Origin of the sequence: Virgibacillus sp. Bac330 (genome assembly GCF_003667845.1) — a bacterium.
Lineage (GTDB): Bacteria > Bacillota > Bacilli > Bacillales > Amphibacillaceae > Virgibacillus > Virgibacillus chiguensis.
Window position 1 is genome coordinate 179,391 of record NZ_CP033048.1, and the last position, 23,992, is coordinate 203,382.

At 37.2% G+C, this 23,992-nt stretch carries 21 protein-coding genes; 13 read left to right on the forward strand and 8 right to left on the reverse strand.

Going from position 1 to position 23,992, the window contains the following annotated elements:
• Nucleotides 1-392: 392 nt before the first annotated feature.
• Complete coding sequence (locus D9780_RS00775; RefSeq protein WP_121638920.1) at nucleotides 393-1,541, reverse strand: conserved virulence factor C family protein; 1,149 nt, start codon at nucleotides 1,539-1,541, stop codon at nucleotides 393-395.
• A 435-nt stretch (nucleotides 1,542-1,976) separates the two neighbouring features.
• Here D9780_RS00775 and D9780_RS00780 point away from each other — a divergent pair, with 435 nt between their 5' ends.
• Nucleotides 1,977-2,453 (forward strand): acyl-CoA thioesterase, encoded by a 477-nt coding sequence (locus tag D9780_RS00780; protein ID WP_073009779.1) that lies wholly within the window; start codon nucleotides 1,977-1,979, stop codon nucleotides 2,451-2,453.
• 319 nt (nucleotides 2,454-2,772) lie between these two features.
• Here D9780_RS00780 and D9780_RS00785 read toward each other — a convergent pair whose 3' ends face one another.
• Nucleotides 2,773-3,222 carry a YaiI/YqxD family protein gene (locus tag D9780_RS00785; RefSeq protein WP_116277832.1) on the reverse strand — a complete coding sequence of 150 codons (450 nt, stop codon included), beginning with the start codon at nucleotides 3,220-3,222 and terminating at the stop codon, nucleotides 2,773-2,775.
• Between the two features lie 414 nt (nucleotides 3,223-3,636).
• Complete coding sequence (locus D9780_RS00790) at nucleotides 3,637-4,866, reverse strand: IS110 family RNA-guided transposase (RefSeq protein ID WP_121638921.1); 1,230 nt, start codon at nucleotides 4,864-4,866, stop codon at nucleotides 3,637-3,639.
• Nucleotides 4,867-5,455: 589 nt separating this feature from the next.
• On the opposite strand from D9780_RS00790, the gene D9780_RS00795 reads away from it, so the two are divergent.
• Complete coding sequence (locus tag D9780_RS00795) at nucleotides 5,456-5,959, forward strand: GNAT family N-acetyltransferase (protein WP_162985753.1); 504 nt, start codon at nucleotides 5,456-5,458, stop codon at nucleotides 5,957-5,959.
• A gap of 232 nt (nucleotides 5,960-6,191) precedes the next feature.
• Here D9780_RS00795 and D9780_RS00800 read toward each other — a convergent pair whose 3' ends face one another.
• Together D9780_RS00800 and D9780_RS00805 are read right to left on the reverse strand one after the other, a co-directional pair.
• Nucleotides 6,192-6,746 carry a beta-galactosidase small subunit-related protein gene (locus tag D9780_RS00800; RefSeq protein ID WP_121638923.1) on the reverse strand — a complete coding sequence of 185 codons (555 nt, stop codon included), beginning with the start codon at nucleotides 6,744-6,746 and terminating at the stop codon, nucleotides 6,192-6,194.
• A gap of 309 nt (nucleotides 6,747-7,055) precedes the next feature.
• Nucleotides 7,056-7,682: a hypothetical protein gene (locus D9780_RS00805; protein WP_121638924.1), complete on the reverse strand. Its 627-nt coding sequence runs from the start codon at nucleotides 7,680-7,682 to the stop codon at nucleotides 7,056-7,058.
• 345 nt (nucleotides 7,683-8,027) lie between these two features.
• Between D9780_RS00805 and D9780_RS00810 the strand changes: the two genes are divergently transcribed.
• From D9780_RS00810 to argF, 8 genes are all read left to right on the forward strand, one after another.
• On the forward strand, nucleotides 8,028-8,411 hold the full coding sequence (locus D9780_RS00810) for a GntR family transcriptional regulator (protein ID WP_116277835.1): 384 nt from the start codon (nucleotides 8,028-8,030) through the stop codon (nucleotides 8,409-8,411).
• The gene (locus D9780_RS00815; RefSeq protein WP_121638925.1) at nucleotides 8,411-9,301 is read left to right on the forward strand and encodes an ATP-binding cassette domain-containing protein; all 891 of its coding nucleotides are present in this window, start codon (nucleotides 8,411-8,413) and stop codon (nucleotides 9,299-9,301) included. The genes D9780_RS00810 and D9780_RS00815 overlap by 1 nt, the downstream gene beginning before the upstream one ends.
• Complete coding sequence (locus D9780_RS00820; RefSeq protein WP_162985754.1) at nucleotides 9,285-10,022, forward strand: hypothetical protein; 738 nt, start codon at nucleotides 9,285-9,287, stop codon at nucleotides 10,020-10,022. Before D9780_RS00815 ends, D9780_RS00820 begins: the two co-directional genes overlap by 17 nt.
• Nucleotides 10,022-10,708 (forward strand): hypothetical protein, encoded by a 687-nt coding sequence (locus tag D9780_RS00825; protein ID WP_121638927.1) that lies wholly within the window; start codon nucleotides 10,022-10,024, stop codon nucleotides 10,706-10,708. Before D9780_RS00820 ends, D9780_RS00825 begins: the two co-directional genes overlap by 1 nt.
• 414 nt (nucleotides 10,709-11,122) lie before the next feature.
• Complete coding sequence (locus tag D9780_RS00830; RefSeq protein WP_121638928.1) at nucleotides 11,123-11,542, forward strand: hypothetical protein; 420 nt, start codon at nucleotides 11,123-11,125, stop codon at nucleotides 11,540-11,542.
• Nucleotides 11,542-11,823: a DUF5344 family protein gene (locus D9780_RS00835; RefSeq protein ID WP_121638929.1), complete on the forward strand. Its 282-nt coding sequence runs from the start codon at nucleotides 11,542-11,544 to the stop codon at nucleotides 11,821-11,823. Before D9780_RS00830 ends, D9780_RS00835 begins: the two co-directional genes overlap by 1 nt.
• 206 nt (nucleotides 11,824-12,029) lie before the next feature.
• Entirely contained in the window at nucleotides 12,030-13,226 is a 1,197-nt protein-coding gene (locus D9780_RS00840) for a class I SAM-dependent rRNA methyltransferase (RefSeq protein WP_121638930.1), read from the forward strand.
• A gap of 276 nt (nucleotides 13,227-13,502) precedes the next feature.
• Entirely contained in the window at nucleotides 13,503-14,462 is a 960-nt protein-coding gene (gene argF / locus D9780_RS00845) for an ornithine carbamoyltransferase (RefSeq protein WP_121638931.1), read from the forward strand.
• A 459-nt stretch (nucleotides 14,463-14,921) separates the two neighbouring features.
• On the opposite strand, the gene thrB is transcribed toward argF, so the two are convergent.
• From thrB to D9780_RS00860, 3 genes are read right to left on the reverse strand one after another with little or no spacing between them, the layout of a single operon-like run.
• The gene (thrB, locus tag D9780_RS00850) at nucleotides 14,922-15,818 is read right to left on the reverse strand and encodes a homoserine kinase (RefSeq protein ID WP_077706259.1); all 897 of its coding nucleotides are present in this window, start codon (nucleotides 15,816-15,818) and stop codon (nucleotides 14,922-14,924) included.
• On the reverse strand, nucleotides 15,815-16,876 hold the full coding sequence (gene thrC / locus D9780_RS00855) for a threonine synthase (protein WP_073009817.1): 1,062 nt from the start codon (nucleotides 16,874-16,876) through the stop codon (nucleotides 15,815-15,817). The genes thrB and thrC overlap by 4 nt, the downstream gene beginning before the upstream one ends.
• Nucleotides 16,842-18,173 (reverse strand): homoserine dehydrogenase, encoded by a 1,332-nt coding sequence (locus tag D9780_RS00860; protein WP_121638932.1) that lies wholly within the window; start codon nucleotides 18,171-18,173, stop codon nucleotides 16,842-16,844. Before D9780_RS00860 ends, thrC begins: the two co-directional genes overlap by 35 nt.
• Nucleotides 18,174-18,539: 366 nt before the next feature.
• On the opposite strand from D9780_RS00860, the gene D9780_RS00865 reads away from it, so the two are divergent.
• From D9780_RS00865 to D9780_RS00875, 3 genes are all read left to right on the forward strand, one after another.
• Nucleotides 18,540-20,090, forward strand: a complete 1,551-nt coding sequence (locus D9780_RS00865) for a multicopper oxidase family protein (protein WP_121638933.1) — start codon at nucleotides 18,540-18,542, stop codon at nucleotides 20,088-20,090.
• Between the two features lie 196 nt (nucleotides 20,091-20,286).
• Nucleotides 20,287-21,108 carry a squalene/phytoene synthase family protein gene (locus D9780_RS00870; protein WP_371413686.1) on the forward strand — a complete coding sequence of 274 codons (822 nt, stop codon included), beginning with the start codon at nucleotides 20,287-20,289 and terminating at the stop codon, nucleotides 21,106-21,108.
• Nucleotides 21,109-22,161: 1,053 nt separating this feature from the next.
• Nucleotides 22,162-23,667 carry a BCCT family transporter gene (locus D9780_RS00875; RefSeq protein ID WP_077706962.1) on the forward strand — a complete coding sequence of 502 codons (1,506 nt, stop codon included), beginning with the start codon at nucleotides 22,162-22,164 and terminating at the stop codon, nucleotides 23,665-23,667.
• Nucleotides 23,668-23,992 lie beyond the last annotated feature (325 nt).

The following is a 23,992-nucleotide window of genomic DNA, read 5'->3' on the forward strand; positions in this document are numbered from 1 at the left end:
CTATGTTGTTTTACCTTTTAGGTGACTAATTCGCTACCTTCAAGTTGGCGCTTATCAGACTTCACGAATAGCTGGGAATATTAAGATTTAAAGTAATGAAGCTTGTGCATGAAAAGGTCGGAGTAGTTCCATTTTTACTCCGACCGATGAACAAAAAGCTCTTTGACACTACATGAAAACATAAAATTTTAAGGGAGTGAAGTAATCCTAACTAGTAATAAAGCGTAGCTCGCATTTAGAAAGCTAACTTGGTAAAATCACAAGTTAAGCTAAATGGATTTTTTACACTACAGAAAAGTATAAAGTTTCTAGAGTATAAGCAAAAACTAAGGTATCCGCCACATAATTTGGCGACAAACCAAGTTTTTCTAACCATATAACTTTGCAATAAGTTAACCCCTGCCTAGATTTTTTTCTTTCACTGCTTTTGTCATTTGACTCCAAATGGATCCTTTTGCTTCTTCTCCGTCTTTAATTCGTGCTAAAGCCATTTTTGCTTGCATGCGTACTTCGAATTCAGGGTCGTTCACTGCATCTTCCAAAGCTTCTATAGCAGTTTCATCGCCTCGCTCATATAAAAACATCGCAGCACGCCAGCGAACTAATCTGCTTTTATCTTCTAGTGCCTCGATCATCGCTGGTATGGCTTCGGAAAAACCAAGGTCGGATAGGCAATCACCTGCCGTTCGCCTTACGTTAACAGCCTTATCTTTTAGTGCTTTATATAAATATGGAAGCACTTCTTTATTTTCAATCATACCTAAATAGGCAGTAGCTAACCTGCGAACGGATGCTTTTTCATCCGCGAGTGCTTTATTTAAAACAGGTAAGTCTGCTTTGGAAGGTTCCATGCGGTCTAGTGCAGCATAACGTTCTTTCCAATTGGGGTGATCTAACATCTCCATTGTTACTTTTTTATGATAGGAAGAAATAAATGACGCATCATTTGTTTTTGCATATTGAATGAGATTATGTAGTCGTTTTTCATCATAGCTTGCAGTAATTTCTTCAACGACTTCTTCTCCCACAGTCTCTATCTCGCCATAGCGGGGATTTTGCTCAATCCATTTGCGCTCTTCCAACATATTATCAGATGCCGTTGAAGCTTCCATTACGGCGTTCATAAATCGCTCTTGTAACCCAAAACGCTTTTCTGTATTTCCATCTGTTACTTTTACTTGCATGGGGATGTAGCGAAATAATTGCAAATATACTTGAACTTCTCCAAAAGCTTCATCTGTATTTAGGAAACTTGTAGGTGAAATGGCATTATTTTCTTCTGCAGAGCCTAGAACTTCGCTTACTTTGGGCAAGATGTCTTCCCAAGCTACACGCGGATTTCGTTCTAAAGCGATAAAGTCGACTACTCTATAAATACCTTTTACTCCGTTAATTTGAAATAATTGCTGTATATAGGCAGGTGCATCTTGTAAGTCATCCTGAAGCGTGTAATTGAAAGTTTCCCCATCTTGTAATTGTTCATTCACATTAATTTTCATGGAATATGGACTGGGGGTCGGTTCGATCGATATGATTTGCATGTTATAAACCTCCTCAAGTATAAAACTTTTTATGAAGTAAAAAATTAAAGTGTGAAACCATATTTTCTAAATAAATCTTAACAAAAAAGCAGATTATAATCTTGTGCAAGGGCTTCTTCATGGATCGTTTATTCCGTTGGTATTTCACTTTTTCTATTGTGCTTCTTTTCCAATTAGATCTAAATGACGGGCGACTCTTGAACAGGGATTGTTCTAGAAGCTTAGATACTGGATAAAACTAGCGCTGCAATTATATGTTATACTAATAAAGTTGTGTCTTCATAGGAGAGTCTGTCATTATGAATGGAATGATGTAAAAATAATTCCTTACATGCTACTTAAGAAAATGAGCTAAGATGATAGTTTACGAGCCGTTTATGTAAGCGCAACAAGTTAATGCATAGGGAATAAGTTTCTTGTAAGGGGGAAAAACAGATGGAAAAACTACCAATGAGTGCCTCGAGAACGGTTCAAACAAGACTGGTTTTACCGCCAGATACAAATCATTTAAATACGATATTTGGTGGTAGAATCCTAGCATATATTGATGAAATTGGTGCGTTATGTGCTATGCAGCATGCTAAAAGTACAGTAGTAACCGCATCGATTGATTCGGTAGATTTTTTATCGCCAGCTAAAGCTGGAGATGCTTTAACGATTGAAGCTTTTGTTAGTTATACAGGAAGAAGTTCGATGGAAATTTACGTTAAAGTAACAGCGCGTGATTTAATTAATCAAAACGAACGGCTAACGACAGAGTCATTTCTCACTATGGTTGCAGTAAATGAGGAAGGCAAGCCAGTACCAGTGCCGCAAGTATATCCAGAAACGGAAGAAGAGAAGATTTTGTATGAGTCGGCACCATTTCGTAGAGAGAACCGGAAGCTAAGATATACAAGTCGAAATAAATAAGTAAAGAAAAAACTGTTGATTTCTTATGGATTGACAGTTTTTTCTTATTTTAACTTATAGAAAAATTTGAAAGAGACTTATGGAGCAATTCATTATCTATCATACAAATAGATTGCTTGATGAAAGAAATTCTTACACCCAGGTTTTTCATACAAAGTACACGTAGCTATTGCTGTAAGACTACCATTTCAAACACTAGAAAATCTATATGACGAGTCTAAGTGGCCTTAAAGCACTTAAATGCCCAATTTTTATTGGTGGAAAAATACTTCGTGACTAATAAGCAGAATATAATCGTTTTGAACGGAAGATGTAACGATTAGTCGAGTTTTTCTATAAGTAAGGAACGAAAACGAGTTTCGAACAATTGCCGATCTTCCTCAGAAAAAGCTTTTGGCCCTTTCGTTCGTTTTCCGCTTTTCCTTGCCATCGCATTTAAGTAACGTGTCTGTAAAAGCGAATCTATATTTTCATTTGTGTATAGAAATCCTTTATGGTGCATCACATGGCATCCTTTAGCAAGTCCTAATGAAGCGAGTCCATAATCTTGTGTAACAATAATATCTCCACGACTTACGAGTTGCATAATACGGTAATCCGCGGCATCAGCCCCTGAATCTACATAGATGGTTTCGACCCCTTCTGGATTTGTTTTACTAGAATAATGGGAAAAACTTTGCACGAGTGTAACTGGGATGCGATATGCTTGAGCTAACTTTATAATAGACTCTTTAACTGGGCAAGCGTCGGCATCAACAAATATTTTCATGAAAACAACCTCTCGTCTGTTTATCTGAATAATATGGCGGTAAATGATTCTTCAAAAAATAAGCGTGTAAGAAAATAAAGAAGCAGATAACGTTACGTCAACGTTTGGGATTTTTAGGTCATGCTTTTAGGTTACGAGCAATTCAAAGGCTTATAATTTCCCATGTATGGAAGGGAAGATATGCGATAGGAAAACACAAATTGGTCAGCAGTTTCCCTATCAGATGTAAGCCGAGTTTTCTTCACATGCATTGCAGTGAGCATAATTCGAACAGAAGAAAAAGTCAAGTAGCGTGAATAAATAGTAAAGGGGTGGATGGAGTTAAGTTTGAAAATCATTAGTTGTAGGAGTTCACCTTGGAGTTCCTAAAAAAGACATCACGAAATAAAGGTACCAAAAAATTTGTTAAAAAATTTATGCTATCTTAAAACCGTGACTTTTCGCAAATTGTATGGCCTCCTCAATAGAAAGCTCCTTATCTGGAGGAATATAGTTAGTCACATGATATAAATCCGGATTATAAGGCTCTTTATTGGAAAGGACATGATAAATTGCCACTAGCAAACGGTGGGCAATCGCAATAATTGCTTTTTTGTGCCTTCTGCGCTTCTTTAATTGAAGATATTTATTTCGGATTTCCGGATGTTTTTTTGAACGAACAACCGCATTGGCTACTTGCACCAAAAGTGGTTTAAGGTAGCGCCCACCCTTAGAAATTTTAGTGGAGTGTTTCTTTCCGGCACTTTCATTATTTGCTGGCACTACACCTGCCCAGGAACAAAGGTGACCTGATGTAGGAAACTTTGACATATCAACGCCAATTTCTGAAATCAGTCGGATAGATGTTAATTCCTTTTTAAATCCGGGAACTGTTTGAATCAATTTGATTTGGGGTTGATATTCTTGCGCCAGTTCTGTAATAAGCTGTTCTAGATCATTTTTACAAAGAACAATGGCGTCAAAATGGGCTTTGATTACACGGATTTTCTCAGCTTGTTCGTCACTAATTTCACCTTCTATAGAAAGTTTTAAACGATCAACTTTTTGGATCATACTTTTGTGAACAAGGGTCTCGATATCTGGCATCTGACTTGGGTCATCTAGGACGCTCTGGATAATCTTTTGAGCGCTTTTTCCGAAGACATCGGAAACAACACTAGCAATTTGGATATTTGACCAAGTCAACGAATTTTGAAACCGATTCTTTTCACTCGTTTGAATAGATGTTAGCTTATTATAATAACGAAACAGATCACGTAGTTGACGTATTTTCGCTGGCGGGATAAAACTTCCAGCAACTAAATCGTGTTTGTATAAATCGGCAATCCATTGGGCGTCCTTTTTGTCTGTTTTTTTTCCACGAATCGCCTTGACATATTTGGGGTGGGCCAAACAAATGTCATGGTCTGATTCGAGGATATTGTAGACAGGGATCCAGTATTTTCCGGTAGATTCCATACAAACGTGAAAACAGGAATAGTAATCCAGCCATTTTCTGAGCTCTTTCAATTGATTGGTGAAAGTGGAAAACCGACGGCGATGGTATTGAGTAATTCCTTGATTATCCGTAATTGCGATGACAGCAACAACAAAGGTCTTGTGAACGTCAATTCCACAGCAATTTGGATAAACGATTTTTAGCATGCAGGGTACCTCCTATCCATTTGATTGAAGAAGAACTATACATGGACTGCAAGGCTCTCTATAAACGAGACGCTTATGCAAAGATAAGTTTACGTGCTCTATGTCACAGTTAGTTGTTCTTGAAAAGCCAAGCTACACATATAAAAATGCGAGGTCATGTAGTGAAACCATGCACTTACTTACCTCCCCGTGATTTGTAGTGTATATAGGCTTCTTCAAAAATAGATTACTACTTTAAAACGAAAGATGAAAGGCATAACGCTCCATTTTCATGCGTTGTTGTGCCTTGAGCAAAGCGAAAGGAATGATTATAAAAATGAAAATGCAAAACCTTTGAAATACCTCACAAAGTTAGGAAAATAACTCTGTATCCATAAAAATGAGCAAAGTAAAAAATGTATATCTTTTTATAGAGATATCGTTTATAATTACGAACTAATATATCTGTTTTATATGAAACCACACTGTTGTATACCAATGAAAGAGTAGCAAAAAAATTAAAGCAATTACTATTTGTTTTATGTACTGTGGGAACATATAAATTCTAGGATGATCCAGCGCAAATGAAATGTTGACGAGGAGGGAAGTCATGCAATTAGTTACACCGAGTTTAAAATGGGAGTCTGAACATCAGGCTTATTGCAAAGAGTGGGGGTCATCAAAAATGATCCCAAACAGTTTCAGTTTAGATGGGTATACAGATTACAGTGTTTATTTGAAAGCATTAAGGTTAAAGCAAAAAGGAAGTGAGCATTGGGTTCCCAACTCTAATTACTTCTTAGTTAACGGGGGACAAAAAATCGTAGCGATGGTTAGTATCCGCCATGAGCTGAATGACTTCCTCTGGAGGGAGGGCGGACATATCGGTTACAGCGTGCGACCATCACAACGTAGAAAAGGGTATGGCGCGAGAATACTAGAGGAAGCTTTAGCTAAATGTAAGCAATTGGAATTAGGAGATATTTTAGTTACATGTGCGGCAACGAATGTTGGCTCTACAAAGGTCATTATGCATAATGGTGGCGTAAAAGCTGAATCACATCGAGATGAAAACGGTTTGGAAACAAGACGATTTTGGATAAAGAATGGTTGAATTCCCTTTTTCAAAGCACTATAGCAAAGTTGATTCCGTATCAGCGAAATGATGGCTTACACCAGAAAGATTTGGAGATGATGTACTGCGTAGAGAGTTTCGCAGCATGAATAAGCAAAACAATTAGCAATGGCTTTCTGTTAAAGCTAAGAAATAGACAAACCGCATGAAAGCTCTTCCCGTTTTTGTTTTTGAGTGAGCTCATGCGGTTTATTTTAAAAGAATTGTTCCTTTAGCTTTGGCATCTTCCCCAATCTACAAGGCTTCGCGTAGTTAAATCTTTCAGAGTAAGTGGAAAATTAAAATGAAAAATCTTCAAATTACAACGATATTTATCCAGTAGATTTTGCCCACAGGAATTACTTCCTAATCCGTTCTGTTGTTTATCCAAGTGAAGGATGAGATAATCGCGTTCCACTGAATCAATCGTATGCTTTGCCATCTCCAAATCCCGGTCTTCATACTTGGAAACACTAAAGTTTAGCGGATTTTCTGTGTGGATGAGTATGCCTTTATTCTGCTTTGCCAAGCCAATCCAATCGCAATTCATATGATTTCCATTTTCTTGAAATAACTCATCTACATGTGCATGGAATACGCCATGGTAAACGGATTGGCAGGAATCAACGTAGTTCTCGTGTGGGCCTAAGCCGCGCCAAGACACGTTGTCGTATTGTTGATGAATAGGCATCTTTACTCCAATTCTTTGCAACATGGGTGATGCATTTTCTTTGCGTCCAGAAGCAATGCCAGCAATGGCGACTTGTAATTTCCCATCTGGCGTGATGGTATAGCGATAGGTTAAGTCATAGTATCAGGAACTGTTGGGGGATGAATCGCCTTCGGACTAAGGATGGATTTTGTCATCTCAATTGTCCGACTTCCACTTGCAATAAATGAAAAATAGCTTGTGTACGAGTACCGAAACTCTTCTGTTCCGAGACAAGAAAGCATATTAGATGTTTTTTAGTATAACGAAAAACAGAACAGCTACGTGCAGCCCCATCGTCCAGCAATTAGGCGACTTTTTGATAGACGCGAGTAGCAGCTTGTGTTTATGGAGTGAATAAAAATATTAATGAAAAAACCTTTTTCATCAATGCTTTTCCTCTCCTTTGTATTGATTCTTTTCAAATTCATTGTGCAACTCTCCTGTTTCTCCATTGAAAAGTAAATATTTCATTTTTTTTCTTTCTTTATCCCATCCAATAATTTTTACAAGAATTATGTTTTTTTTAGGATCTTTTGTAATTCCAAAATTATAACCTTTTGCAAATACGTCTCCCGGATATAAATTTGTTAGTGATTTCGCTTTTTTAAGTAATTCAGGTGTGTCATATTTGATTTCTGACAAATTGGTAATGAAATATGCTTTTGGTCTAAGTTCTTCTCCTTCATTTGGAAAAGCTACATGTTCATTGATTTTCCCATCATGTATGTTTACTAGATAAAGATCATTTGTGTTAGGTATCCCAAATGTTATATTCCAATATCTACGTCTTCCATCACCTCCAGTTTGTTTATCATCGTTATCAATACTAGTTGCATCGATTAACTTAGCTTGTTTGTTCCAAAGTACTGCATCTGAATATGCTAATTCTATTGCCTGTTTAAGAGTTAATTTAGAAGTCGATTTAGTATCTTGTAAATCTTTTTGATCTGTACAACCAGTAAGAAATAAATAAAAAATGATAAGTAAAAAAATATACAATTTATTGTTCATAAAACGACCCTCTAGTTTTTATTTGAATAATTAATTCTTTTCTTTTTAAATGTAAATTTGACCTTTAAATTATGAAAAAAATCGTTCGACAAAAAATTTAAAGAGAAAAACTTGCATGATAATAAGTTTAAGAGCAAAGCAAGATCAAGAGAACACTTCTGATTTTTTTAATTCTTTATAGCATTTTTTACAAACTGGACTATGATCTAGCAACATCTTTCCCTTTTGGTACTCCTCTCAAATGGTCTACATTTCCACCTTCAACTTGCTAATTATGTTTATATATTATATACTACATTACAAGACTAATGCACTCGTGTACATGACGGAAGGGGGGTTGCAAATTTGCTGTTAGATACGAGTGGGATGAAACCGATTTATATTCAAATTGCCGAGTGGATAGAAGCAGAAATATTGAATGGAAACTTTTTGCCACATGATAAAGTGTATTCGCAATATACGCTTGCTGATATGTTTACAATTAATCCGGCAACGGCTGCAAAAGGATTAACACTCCTGGCAGAAGAAAATATTTTATACAGTAAACGAGGGCTAGGGAAATTTGTAACCCCAGAAGCAAAAGAAATCATCATGGATAAGCGGAAAAACCAAACATTAAAACAATTATTGGAAGATGTAGTGGTCGAAGCTGAACAGTTAAAGGTGGATGAGCAGGAGCTTATGCAGCTACTTCAAGCAACCATAGCGAAGCGGAAGGGGAGAAAATAATGGAAGCGATTATCTGTGAAGGGTTGACAAAAAAGCAGAAACAATTGACTACGTTAAAAGAAGTGTCTTTTTCCATTCCTGAAAATACGATCGTAGGCGTTGTCGGTCGAAATGGAGCAGGAAAAACGACATTGCTTAAAATTTTAGCTGGATTATGGAGGGCATCAGCTGGAAATGTCCATGTGTTAGGAGAAAATCCGTTTAATAGTTTATATGTATCAACAAATACGATTTACATTAGCAATGAAATGGTATTGCCGAACTCGCTTTCTTTATCGGTGTTACTAACAGAAGCAGGTCGTTTTTATCCGCGGTGGAATAATGATCTAGCTAGACGGTTAGTTGAATACTTCGGGTTTCGGGGCAATGACTTATATACACAGCTTTCAACAGGTAAAAGAAATACATTTAATGCAATTATTGGACTGTCTTCCCGCTGTCCGATCACAATATTTGATGAGCCAACTACAGGAATGGATCAGGCAGTGCGCAATGATTTTTACCGAGCTTTACTAAAAGATTATTTGCAAGTACCGCGTACGATTTTACTATCTAGTCATCATTTAGAAGAAGTAGAAGAGTTATTAGAATCTGTATTGCTACTGGATAGAGGGAAAAAGCAACTCTATCTTCCTATGGATGATGTAAAACATGAAGCTGTAGGTCTAACGGGGGGAACGGAGATGGTTTATACATATACACAAGCCAAAACGGTCTTTTATCGAGAAAGTATTGGTATGGATACAACGTATGCGGTGATAAAAGCGAATCAAGTGGATATGGAAAAAGCAAAACAGCTCGGTATTCAAGTAACTCCTGTATCCGCAAGTGATTTTTGTGTTTACCTAACGCGTGCAGGAAAAGGAGCGATTGATGATGTCTTTCAATAATATTTCGCTGTCATCCATTGTTTGGAAGCAGTACCAATATAAACAAAAAAGCTATATTGGTATGTATATGTCTTTAATGGTATTGCAGCTTATTGCAATACTAATTTCTATAGAAGGTACACTTTACACGGGGGAAACTACGGATGTTTTTACTTTAAACATGCATCACTATTCTGCGGATGTCGCCTTCTTCTTCACCGTTATATGGGGAGGGATCAGCGCTACATTGCTTACGACAAAGGGATATTGGGTAGAAAATTTTATGTTTGTAACGAATCGTCTTAGCAATCATTTAGCAAATATTATGTTATTGACTACGGTAAGCATTGTAGGTGGGATAACGGCATTGTTAACCAAGTATGTAAATGTCGTTATGCACTATATGTTGCGTGATGAACAGATTATACAAATAAGTACGTTAGAAAGTTCTGAGCTGATTGCTGGTGTCCTAGCTATGATTTTATATATATTGTTCGCTTGTGCGATTGGGTATGTATACGGAATTATTCTACAATGGAATCGTTTTATAGCAATTGTCATTCCAGTTATGCTCGTTGGTTTGAACTTTGGACTCGGCTATATAGGCTTATATGCAACAATGTATGATTTTTATCTTCAAGAAACTTCTATCCTGTTATTTATAATAAAAGTGCTAGTTACAATTACTGGTTTATTTGGTTTAGCCATTGTTCTATCTAATAGGAAGGAGGAATTGAAATAATGGGGGTTTTAGCGTATTTGCCTCTGTTAATTTTGCTTCTGTTTGTTGCCATTGTTTTTGGTGTTCTCAAACTCTCTAAACATCGTTTTCGTCATTACCATCAATATGTAAAGTTTATTTTTCTAGGGTATGTCAGCCTACTAGTGATTGCTGCTGGGGTATCATTTCTTATTCCATATAATGAAGTTGTTAAAAGCGATGCGAAGAAAACGGATATCGTTTTGAATAATTATTTTGCAGGTGACCGCCATTGGCAAGATGTAGATTCCTCCTATCAGCAAAAACAATGGGAGTTTTCTGTATCTTCTAATCAACCATTGCATATAGTATCGCCTGATGGTGGCATGGATGTGTATGTGGAAAGAACAGGGGATTTGCAAAATAAAATTGACATCCGTTATTTTCAGTCTCCACACTTTATTAATGGTATCAATGTGATGCAATTTATAGAAGAAGATGTATTTCCAATCGTTACATTTAAAGACTCGCAACTGACGATAAGGGAGCCAAAAAGCATAGAAAAAAACTTTTATACGATACAATCGGAGCTCCCATTTAAACAGTTTAGCGAAGAAAGCAACTTGTCAGATGGGGCGTTTCGTGACGGTGAAAGAATCTTGTTGATTCGTGCTAGTGAGGATATAGAATTGAAGCCGGATGGCAACATCACATATATTAATCAATAACAATCGGATAGTAGATAAGTCTCTAAGGAAATGCTGTAATCGGAGAAATTGACATTTACAGTGTATCTAGATAAGGGGACTTTTTGCTTGTGTTTTTAAAAAAAGTATAAATTTTTTTGTAGTATAATAAAAACGACGGCGTTCTATCGTCATCAAGACTTTTGCGATAACCGTCGTTTTTATTTTATTGAAATGTACAGCAAATATGAAAGAAGTCAACATTGCAAGCGTATTGTCTTTAAAACATTGCCATTTGTCCGTTGCATTGCTACTTCCTACCTACTTGGGAAGAATATTTTTGTAAACAAATATAGGCAAAAGTTCCTCTTAAAACAAAGTTTTCAATACTATATAATAGAAGTAAGTGGATGAAAGACAACATATAGCTGGAAGACAGAAGTCCGAGGTGAGGAAATGGAATCATTGCATTGGATTAATGGACAAATTACCCGAACACAAAATTCACTATATATGCTTCATCTTCAATTAGATGAAAAAAGAAGAGATCTAGAACGACTTGTATTAGCACAAGCAAATTTACAGGAGAACCAGGAAAAACTCAAACAGTATAAAACACAGTGTACAAAGCCAGATTTAACTGAAAATATATGGGCGGGTCACTTAGCAGATCAATATGAGCAGTGGAAAGAACTTACGCTGTTTAGAAGTTATATTGATTTATATGATTATCAATTAACCCAAACGTTGGAGCAATTAAATGATAAAATTAAAGAAACGAAACAATCCATTATTGATATCCGTATGGATTTGTCAACTCAAAGTCATATTTTAGATGATTTATATGGGAAACAACGAAGGGAGTTATTGAATTAATGAGTGACGAAATTAAGGTAACCCATATTCCAATTCAAAAAGCGATTACAAATGTAGAAACAACGAGCAATCAATTGCATGTGAATAGGATAAGTACGCAATTAGCCAACAATACACTTGGTATGGCAAGAAAATTAGAAGAAATGAATGACTTCCTAGAGGATCTTATTTCGAAATACCAAGCATTGTTATTAGAACACGGAGAAACAACAATGAAAGCGGTTAATTTATTTATCGAATCGGAACAGGCTACTGCTTCATCCATGAATTTGATAAAATAAGTCAATTGTCACACAATTATTAGGCTGTTCATAAAAGTTTTACATATGAAAGAAATCATTCATTACATGGAACAATTGATTGTGAAATTAAGTACATTATAAAGGCTCTTGCCATAAGATTTGACACATACAATCGGGTTAAAGAGCTTTTCATTTCTTTATTGGCATGCCATAATAAAGAAAAAACGTAGGTTAGGAATGAAAAAATGGCTAAAGAAGTAACATTACATATAAACGATGATTATAGCAAACAAATGCGAGAAGGGTATCCGCTTATCCATAAAGAAGCTGTAAAGGAGCAGGAGTTGCCAGAAGAGGGCTCCGTGGTTCGGCTATTGGATATGAAAAATCGATTTATCGCTAATGGATATATTGGTGTTCAAAATAAAGGAGTAGGCTGGGTATTGACGCACCGTCAGGGTCCATTGGATCTTGCAGCGTTATTTCAGTCTAAGATGTTAGCGGCGATGAATAAACGCCAAGGCTTTTTTCAATCCCCGGACACAAATGCGTTTCGCGTATTTAATGGCGAAGGAGACGGTATAGGTGGTTTAACGATTGATTATTATGCGGGTTATTACTTAATTAACTGGTATAGTGAGGGGATATATGCATATAAACAGTTTGTCATCGACGTTTTAGATACATTAGGCGATTATGATGCCATTTATGAGAAAAAGCGATTTCGTAAACATGGTGAGTACGTGGAAGACGATGATTTTATAAAAGGAGAGCGCGGGGAATTTCCAATTATTGTGAAAGAAAATGGCATGCAATATGCTGTTTATTTAAACGATGGTGCTATGACAGGTATTTTCCTAGACCAACGTGATGTTCGTAAGGCAATACGTGATACATATGCTGAAGGCAAGCGTGTTTTAAATACATTTTCTTATACGGGTGCGTTTTCCATCGCTGCTGCGTTAGGTGGAGCTGAGAAAACGACAAGCGTGGACCTCGCAAAACGGAGTAAGCCAAAGACCGTAGAACAGTTTAGTGTAAATGAGATTGATTTTGAGCAACATGAAATTGTGGTCATGGACGTGTTTGATTATTTTAAGTATGCGCGCAGAAAGCAATTGCAATATGATTTAGTCATCCTTGATCCTCCTAGTTTTGCACGATCTAAAAAACGAACATTCCGTACAGCAAAGGATTATCCTACCTTGCTTCAAGATGCCATTTCCATTACAAGTAATCATGGTGTCATTGTTGCATCTACCAATAATGCTAGTTTTGGTATGAAGAAGTTTAAAGGTTTCATCAAGCAAGCGTGTCATAAAATGCACGTGAATTATAATATTCTGGAACAGTATCAAATGCCAGCTGATTTTCAAACAAATAAACAGTTTATCCAAAGTAATTACTTGAAAGTGTGTATCGTGCAAATACAGAAAAAATAAGTGTAAGCTTGATGAAGACAATTGCTTGCTATTCATCTTTTATTCAATAGCTGTCGTATTTCCTGGAAATTTATATCCTTTTATAGTGAAAAGCTCCGTTCACCTTTTGCGTGTATGGAGCTTACTTATATCCTATATGACCATTTTCTTTCACATCATCCCTCCATAAAAAGATGTTTTATTTATAAATTACAAACAATTTTGCATGCTTCTATTGTATATTTATTATTAATAGTGCATAATAATTCATAAACAATTAAAAAAGGCGGCGATAGGATGGTAATTGGAGTGAAAGAAACGTTAAAAGGTTTAAAAGGGAGAGACTTTTTAACTTTGGCTGATTATACCCGTGAGGAAATAGAAGAGTTAATTGATTTTGCGCAAAGATTGAAAGCAAACCATAAAATTGGTAAGCCAGATCCATTGCTACAAGGTAAGACGTTAGGGATGATTTTTGAAAAATCTTCAACAAGAACGAGAGTGTCCTTCGAGGTCGGAATGTATCAACTAGGTGGGAACGGAATTTTTTTAAGTTCCAATGATTTACAAATTGGGCGTGGGGAAACAATTGCAGACACAGCGCAAGTATTGTCAGGATATTTAGACGGAATTATGATTCGCACTTTTTCGCAAACAGATGTAGAAGAATTAGCGAATAAAGCTAGTATACCTGTAATTAATGGGCTAACAGATGTATATCATCCTTGTCAGGTTTTAGCCGATTTGTTAACGATAAAAGAAATAAAAGGTCAGCTTCAAGGCGTGAAAATAGCCTATATAGGTGACGGCAATAATATGGCACATTCGTTAATGCTTGGCGGGAGCATGTTAGGAATGGATGTTGCGATAGCATCTCCGAAAGGCTATCAACCAGATGAGGAGATTGTAACCGAAGCTAGTAAACGAGCTGATCAGTCTGATGCGAGCCTCCTAATTACGGATGACGCTCGAGAAGCTGTACAGCAAGCGGATATTATCTATACAGATGTTTGGGCGAGTATGGGGCAAGAAGCAGAGCAAGCTAAGAGAGAAGTAGCGTTTGCTGATTTCCAGGTAAATAGAGAATTAATGCAACTAGCAAAAGATGAGGGCAACTTTATGCATTGTTTACCAGCCCATCGAGGGGAAGAAGTGACTGCTGAAGTGATGGATGGTTTACAATCCGTTGTTTTTCAGCAAGCAGAAAATCGATTACATGCTCAAAAAGCTTTATTAGCTGCTTTAATGAGCGATTAAGTAGAAGTTCACAGGAAATGTGCTCGAATTTGTAGAAAAGTCGCTGAAGTTTACAGGAAAGCTGTTTGAAGTTCATCATTTATTCGCTGAAGTTTATAATATTTACCGAATATGCAAAACGCCTTTACGATAACATACATCGTTTTCTGCGTTCAAGGCGTTCAAATCTTCGAAAAGCAAAAATTACTTTCGTGTGAGTGCTTCCGTTTGTACTGTTTCTTACAGGAATTTAGTCTATTTTTATTCGGGGTGTTTTCCATTTTATAAAAAATGAGATTTAAAACGTAGCATATCATCTTATCGTTTTGGAGATATGCTACGTTTTTTAATAGCTGTTTGCATGATGTCCCTATTTCATCCACGTACACGATAGAAAAGGAGTAAGGTTCATATGGTATGAGCCTCTATTTATCTTGAAGGAGTTGGAAAAACCCATCGATGTAGATGGGAGCTCTAAGCCTACTTCTTTTCTACTCGTAAACCTGTAGAATCCATTTTTCTTTGCTGGATGTTGTAGCTAGGAAATGCTGCTTGTAACTTTTGCTTGTTCTGGGTGCCAGTTCCTTTAGGGAAAAAGGAGATCATCGTTGGCCCAGCACCACTAATCACCGTACCATATGCACCAAGCTCGTTCGCTTTCTGTTTGATAGGCGCATAGTTTGGAATTAATTCAGCGCGATAAGGTTCATGAAAGATATCCTTTTCCATCATCTTTCCTGCCATTGGATAGTCTTCGTTCATTAATGCTGCAATAAAGACATTCCCAATACTGCTTGCTTGTGCAGCATGAGCTCGTGAGTACGTATCCGGTAACACATTTCTTGCAGCTTCGGTTTTTAATTCATCTTGTGGAATAAAAATGATCATATCTATGTTTAATTGATCTATTCTACATATATCAACAGAAGTATCACCATTATAATTCGTTATGACAAGTCCACCAAAAAGAGCCGCACCTACGTTATCGGGATGGCCTTCTTGCTCTGTAGCTAACTGTAGTTTTTCCTCTTTTGAAAGGTGAAGCTGACAACATTGGTTGGCTAATTCAATGCCAGCAATAATTGCTGATGCGCTACTTCCCAAGCCACGAGCTAATGGAATGGAACTATCGATGGTTAAACAACAAGTAGGTAGTTCTTTTCCGTATTGTGTAGCCGTATGTTGCGCTATTTGATAAATAAAATGATCTGTATAATTGTTGCAAGCTGGGAGTAACAGAGACTGTTGGTAGATTTTCCATGCATCATTTTCAGAAACAGTTAATGTAAGATATAGATCCAGTGCTAGTCCTAATGAGTCAAAGCCAGGTCCGATATTTGCGGAACTGGCTGGTACAGAAATGGTAAAGTTGTTCATACGTTAACCTGTTTCGTTATATAGTCTATTACTGCCTGTTCATCATTTGGCAATGATACAGGATCGATGTTTAATTGATCGATTGCTGTTTGTGGATCTTTTAACCCGTTTCCTGTTAACACCGCTACCACTTTACTTCCTTGTTTAATTGTTCCGTTGTTTGTTTCGCGAATAACGCCAGCAATGGACGCATTAGAGCCTGGTTCAGCAAAAATTCCTTCCGTTTGCGCTAATGTTTTAAATGCATGGATAATTTCATCGTCACTAACAGCTTTTATCATTCCTCCCGACTCATCTCTAGCAGCTTCAGCTAATTTCCAACTAGCAGGGTTTCCAATCCGAATTGCTGTTGCGATCGTCTCTGGTTGTTCAATGACTTGATTTTGAACGATGGCTGCAGCTCCTTCCGCTTCGAATCCGAACATTTTTGGAAGACCTGTTTGCTTAAAAGCGTCGTATTCTTTAAAGCCTTTCCAATAAGCGCTAATATTTCCTGCATTACCTACAGGGATAGCAAGCACATCAGGAGCACTTCCTAAGGCATCACAAACTTCAAAAGCAGCTGTTTTCTGTCCTTCTATCCGGTAAGGATTCACCGAATTAACTAAGGTAATGGGCTGGGTTTCACTTAAATGACGTACCATCGTTAATGCCTCATCAAAATTACCATCTATTTCGACAATCTCTGCTCCGTACATGATCGCTTGTGCTAGTTTACCGAGTGCGACTTTTCCTTTAGGTATAACAATAATTGCTTTGATGCCAGCTTTTGCAGCATAGGCTGCAGCAGAAGCCGAAGTGTTTCCAGTTGAGGCGCAAATAATAGATTTACTACCTTCTTCGATTGCTTTTGCGACAGCCATTACCATTCCTCGATCTTTGAAAGATCCAGTTGGGTTAGCACCTTCTATTTTTCCATACAATTCTATGCCTAATTTTTGTGATAAGTTTGTTAATGGAATAAGCGGGGTGTTCCCTTCATGTAACGTTAGTGCAGGTGTATGATGTGTTGTTGGTAAATACTCATGATAATGCTTTAGTAGTCCCGGCCACTTCATCTGGTGCATCTCCTTCCACTTTATAGTAGCTTTTAATTTGCTGGACGACATCTAGCTCATAAAGTTGTTCTAATGCATTTTCAAAAGTTGCTAAAGATGTTTGATGTGTAATCAAAATGATTTCTGCTAAATCTTGTTGCTTCATTGGTGTTTGTAGTATACGTTTGAAGCTTACATGTAAGTCATTAAATAATGTGGAGATTTCTGAGAATGCTCCAATTTGATCTTTGACATGAATACGTAAATAAAATTGCCCAGAACGTTGTTCACTGCTGCGCAATGTCGCAGAAATTCTTGGTTTTAAAGAAGAATTACCATTTACGCCTAATCGCATATTCTTTATTACGGTAATAAGATCCGAGACGATAGCGGTCGCTGTCGGCAAGCTTCCCGCACCAGGGCCGTAAAACATTGTTTCACCAACCGCTTTACCATATACATAAACAGCGTTGTATTCATTTTTTACAGCTGCTAAGGGATGATCATTGGATAGTAAGGTAGGTTGCACACTCACTTCCATTTGTCCGTCTTCACATTCGGCAGAACCAATTAATTTCATGGTATAGCCGAATTTTCTTCCATATTCTAAATCTGCTAATTCTAAATTTTTAATACCGTTTACTTCTACTTCGGATAAAGCAACATCTGTAGAAAAAGCGAGTCTCCCCAAAATCGCCATTTTTCTAGCCGCATCTAATCCCTCAACATCTGCTGTTGGGTCAGATTCTGCAAAGCCTAAATCTTGCGCTTCTTTTAAGGCTGCTTCGTACGTCATTCCTTCGTTTGTCATTTTTGTTAAAATGTAATTTGTAGTTCCATTCACAATCCCCATCACTTTTTCAATTTTATCTGCAGCTAAACCGTCCGTTATCCCTCGTAAAATAGGTATACCACCTGCTACGCTAGCTTCGTAATAATAATCGCATTTATGCTCTCGAGCCGTTTCTTCCAATTCTGTTCCATGTAAAGCAATTAAATCTTTATTGGCAGTAACGACATGTTTTTTAGCTTTAAATGCCTCCAGTGTATATTGATAAGCTTCTTCAATACCTCCCATAACTTCGACGATCACGTCTATTTCTGGATCTTCGAGAACGTCTGCTGGGTCGGTAGTGAGAAACGTTTGCTGCACACTAACGCTACGAACTTTATGAAGATTGCGCACTAATACACTTTTAATTTCAACGGAACAGCCTAATTGGTGAACGAGCTCTTCTTGCTGATTTTCAATAAGCTTCATAATTCCTGAACCAACGACACCTAACCCTAATAGACCGATAGAAACCTTGTTTGCCACATCATCACCTCATTTTATGTTTAATAGTAATTTAAACACGAAACAAGGAGTATAGCAATAGTGAAAGTTCCCAATAATTAATTTTACTTCGAACTTTTGGAAGTCTTTCGTGTGTTTTCATAGTAAAAGATGTAAGGGGACTTTAAGATTGAAGCTTTCAATAGTTAAATATGTTTTGGGGTATAAGAACCCCTTGAGTTCTTTCCGCTTTTTTGCTTATTTTAGAGATATGCGTAAATGAGGGATATATTTGTGATGAAATTGCGTTCCAGTATTAAATTTACGTTAAGAACAGGAACTCATGTTCATTTAGTTGGCATGATACTAGCACATAAATGCATATCATTTAGTTGGGGGTGAAAGTGTATGAAATTAAATCCAACAGAATTAGAAAAATTTGTAGATGCTTTACCTAAGATGCCTGTTTTAAAACCAAAAGGGAAGAAAGACTATGTGAACTACTATGAAGTCCGAATGGTTGAATTTACAACATCTTTACATAGAGATTTACCAAATACATTAGTATGGGGATATGAGTATAGTTCCCCAGGACCAACAATTGAAGTGTGTTCTGGAGAGAGCATAAAGGTTAAATGGATGAATGCATTACCGCAACGACATCTTTTGCCCATCGACCATACAGTACATGGTGCGGGGAAAGATGTACCAGATGTTCGGACTGTTGTGCATGTCCATGGTGGAGTAACGGAGCCGGAAAGCGATGGCTATCCAGAAGCATGGTTTACAAAAGACTTTGGGGAGGCAGGCCCTTTTTTCACAAAACAAATTTATGATTACAGCAATAATATGAAAAGTACAGCGCTTTGGTATCATGACCATACATTAGGAATAACGAGATTAAATGTGTATGCGGGTTTAGCAGGTTTTTATATTATTCGTAGCCAACAAGAACAAGAGTTGAATTTACCTGCTGGGGAATACGAAATTCCATTGTTGGTGGAAGATAAGACAGTAAATGCAAATGGCTCACTGTATTATCCAGCACAGCCGCAACCTCCTATACCTTCTTTACCTGTATCTATCGTTCCTGAGTTTGTGGGAGAAGTTAATATGGTGAATGGGAAAATATGGCCTTATTTAGCTGTGGAACCGCGTAAATATCGTTTTCGTTTATTAAATGCTTCAAATACACGTTTTTATCAATTTTACTTAGATTCTGGACAGTACTTTTATCAAATTGGTACAGATGGGGGATTTATGAATCAGACCGTTGCTGTCCAACAAATTTTACTTGCTCCTGCTGAACGTGTGGATGTTATTATTGATTTTTCAAATATGTATGGGAAAACAGTGGTGGTCCGTAACAATGCGCCCATACCTTACCCTAATGGAGAAGCTCCTAATCCAGAGACAGTCGGTGTTATTATGCAATTTAAAGTGATAGAACAAGCGAAATCTATTGATACAAGTTGTATTCCTAAGTTTCCTGGTTGTGTTAATAAAATAGCGCCTGAATTAGCAACGAAAGAAAGGATGTTAACGTTAGATGTAACGCGAGATGCATATAATCGGCCAGTTTTGTTATTGGACAATAAAACATGGTCTGAACCCATTACGATCTTTCCAAGATGGGGAACAACGGAAGAATGGTATTTCATAAATACAACGGGGGACACCCACCCGATTCATATTCATTTAGGTTTTTTTCAAATTATAAGTAGGCAAACTTTTGATGTGGAACATTTTAATGAAACAGGAGAGATTATTTACACAGGTGACCCTATGCCTCCAGAACCAATTGAAAACGGCTGGAAAGACACTGTGCGTGCCAATCCAGGGCAAGTAACAAAAATAATAAAACAATTTTTTACGTATACTGGAAGGTATGTATGGCATTGTCATATATTAGAACATGAAGATTATGAAATGATGCGCCCATTTATTATTATAAAGTAGTGCGGATATTTTTATAGAAAATCAAGCTTATCGTCAAACTTTATGGCAAAAAATCTTTTTGTTTATACTGTAAACCATTTTCAGCTTATTAGCTATTTTGACAGGCTATCGAATGGAATAAATACAGCATGAAGTTTTCATTCTTTTTTGATATACTTAATGTTATACCTCATATGGATATAGGGAGGAAACATTGTTGGTTAAAGATGTGAAGTTACAAAAGGATGCAATGCGTGTTTTAAAAGAAACGAGCAGAACCTTTTATATTCCGATTAAGTTGTTAAAGTCAGTATTAAAAGATACGGTCGGCTCTGCGTACTTATGCATGCGTGCCATTGATGAAATAGAAGATCATGAACAGCTTTCTGCCGATACAAAGCAGCATTTACTGCGGGCTACTTCTAAGCTATTGCAAACGTCTGTATTTGATAAAGAAGCTTATCTACAATTAATGAAGCCATATCAAGCAATACTTCCAGAAGTTACTATGCGGCTTGCTGATTGGTTGCACGTATGTCCAGAAGATATCGTAGCAAAAATTAAACAGTCTACAAGTATTATGGCTGATGGTATGGCGAAATGGACCGAAAAGAATTGGAATTTACGTACAAAAGAAGATTTAGATGAATATACATATTATGTTGCTGGCCTTGTCGGGGTGATGCTTTCAGATATTTGGAATTGGTATGATGGGACGAAGACAGACTATGATTTAGCCATTGGATATGGCAGAGGTCTCCAAGCAGTAAATATGTTAAGAAATCAACAAGAAGATGCAGAACGAGGCGTTCATTTTATGCCTGATGATTGGACAAGAGCGGATTTATTTATGTATGCAAAAGAAAACTTACAACAAGCGGATCGCTACTTAAAAGATATTCAAACAAGAAACATTTTATTGTTTTGTAAAATTCCGCTAGCGTTAGCGAAAAAGACATTATCGGCTTTAGAAAACGGTGAAGAAAAAATGTCGCGAGCCGAAGTTGAAGCTACAGTCGATGATATTTTAAAAAAATAGATTGATGCGGTAGAAAACATGGAAAAGTTAATAGAAAATAACATGTGCCAGTAAACTTGCGAATAAAATAAAGTATTCTTTCATCCGTAGTGGGCTTCTTTTATCCCTCACGGCTTGTTGGTGTTTTTTTAAAGGAATAAGAAAGCATAAGAATTTGATACTATGGCGTAACTGAATGATCCACCCTGTTCTATCGCCCAGCAACTAGGCGACTTCACAAATAGCCTTAAGCTAAGTCATCATCGGCTCGTGCTAAATAGGAAGGCCAACTAAAGACGGGCTTGCCAGAGGGCGCCGGCATACTCCTGTTGCAGGCGCATGATTCCTAAAACTTTCGTTTATTTGTTCCACTCCTACGTTGCTAACCGGACGCACCGAGCTTTTGTTCCAAGGGGCTATAGCCTAAAGCGCATACTGAAAATGTTGTTTTTGCTTTGATCCACTCAGCATACCTCTTCTCATGCGGCAAATTAGTGGGATAAGTCCTTGCCAACAGCTATTTATAAGATAGGAAAGTATGCGTGTTAAACCTAAGAAAAACTACAGCTTTTTCTATAAGGCTTGATGACGAGTCTTCGTTTTTCTAGTATAGAAGTCTTGATTGGTTGACAAAATAATAACATCAACCTATAATCATGAATTGTGTTTAAAAACGAGCAAGTCGATGGATTTTTGTCAAGATTATTTCATACTGCACTTGCAGTATAGGTGCGACGAAGGCTTTTGCTTTAGTAACTTAAAGGAGACTACCTAGTGAAATGGCGAGGAATAATCTTTATCCGTCCAATGGTCTTTAATGACGAGTGAAAAGATGTTTGAAAAGGAGGATAAATAGGCGACTTGAATTTCGATTGTGTTTTGTTTCGAATAACACGTAATGGAATGGCATAATACTTCTGTATAGGTAGAAACAAACCGTCAAAGAAATTCGCTATGCTATTTTACTGACTTTTTAAACTAGCTTGTGTAAGCAAATTATAGGCACTTGCTCCTAAAATTAGGAGGAAAAACGTGGACTTAAAAAAAGACACGAAGTTAGATTGGCCAGTATTCATGATTAGTGGAGGAATACTGATACTGTTTATTCTGTTGTCAGTTTGGAGTAGCGATGCAGTCGGGAATGCAGTGGATACGTTGTTTGCATATGCTTCAGATATTTTTGGTGCTTATTGGCAAATATTATTGTTAGGAAACTTTTTTATCGGTTTATTTCTAGCTTTTTCAAAATATGGAAGAGTTAAGCTAGGAAATCAAGACCAGCCAAAATATAGTTATTTCAAATGGGTTTCCATGATATTAGTAACACTCCTAGCAAGTGGTGGCGTGTTTTGGGCTGCTTCTGAACCAATGTACCATTATATGACAAACCCACCATTATTTGGAGGTGGTGATTTTCAGAATATCAACGCTGCCTTTGCACAATCGTTTATGCATTGGGGATTTTTAGCGTGGGCCATTCTAGGAACACTTGCTGTTATAGTGATGATGTATGTGCACTATAGCAAAGGTTTTCCGCTTAAACCAAGAGGGCTATTATACCCTTTATTTGGTGAAAAAGTATATCATAAAAGTGCAATCGGTACTGCCGCGGACGTATTTGCTATCTTTGCAACAGTAGCAGGAACTCTTGGACCTTTAGGGTTTTTAGGTTTGCAAATTGCCTATGGAATGAGTCATTTGTTAGGCACACCTAATACGTTAGCAGTGAGTATAATTGTAATTATTGGTTTGGTGCTTGTTGCAGCTATTTCAGCTGCTACTGGTGTAGATCGAGGAATCGTAACATTAAGCCGCTATAATGTAGGCTTTACCATATTTTTAGCTGTACTTGTACTTATTGTCGGCCCGACTGCATTTATCATTGATGCTTTTGTAGGCGGTACGGGGGTACATTTGCAGAATTTTTTTACGATGACATTATTCCGTGGTGATGAAGGCTGGCTATCGTCTTGGACAATCTTTTTCTGGGGTTGGTTCCTTGGCTATGCCCCGATGTTGATTGTATTTATTAGTAGAATATCGAGAGGAAGGACGATTAGGGAATTAATTATTGCTGTTTCTATCGTAGCCCCGATCGTTAATAATTTCTGGTTTTCCATTGTTGGTGGGACGGGTGTGTTTTTTGAGAATAAACATCCCGGATCCATTTCTGAGTCGTTAAATGAAGGCGGTATGCCTGCAGCAGTAATGGCAATTACGGATCAATTACCATTAGGTACATTATTCGGTATTGGTTTTCTCATTGTTTCCATCATCTTTGTTGCTACGACAGCGGATACGATGTCGTATACGGTAGCAGCGACTATTACTGGAAACGACCATCCGAAACGTTGGTTACGTGTATTTTGGGCTTTAATATTCGGTGGAACAGCGGCAGCAATTTTAACTATTGGTGAAGATAGTGTTGCTTCCATTCAAAATTCCATCGTAATAACAGCTGTACCTGTATCGATTTTACTGCTCCCAGCTCTTTGGAATGCTCCTAAAATTGCCCGGACAATGGCGTTGGAACAAGGTTTAATTTGGCAAAGGGAATTACTGAAAAAAGTAGATAAATAAACTAGAATCTCTATCTAATAGGCGTAAATTCCCTGTTGGATGGAGATTTTTTTATACGCAGGAAAGTTTAAAAGGGAAAAACTATAACTCCTCCATAAGACTTGGCGATAAGCCAAGTTTTTTCTAAAAGATACGAAAGCATAAAATTAAATGCTTAGAAATTGTGAAAATTTGTAAAGTAGTTGAAGTTTATTATATTTTCGCTTAAGTTTCATGAAAAGTCGTTGAAGTTCACAAGATAGTTACTCGAAGTTCACAATGAAGTCGCTGAAGTTCACAATTATCCACGAGCTGCTATTGTTTTTTATTGACTTGAGAAGTCTTT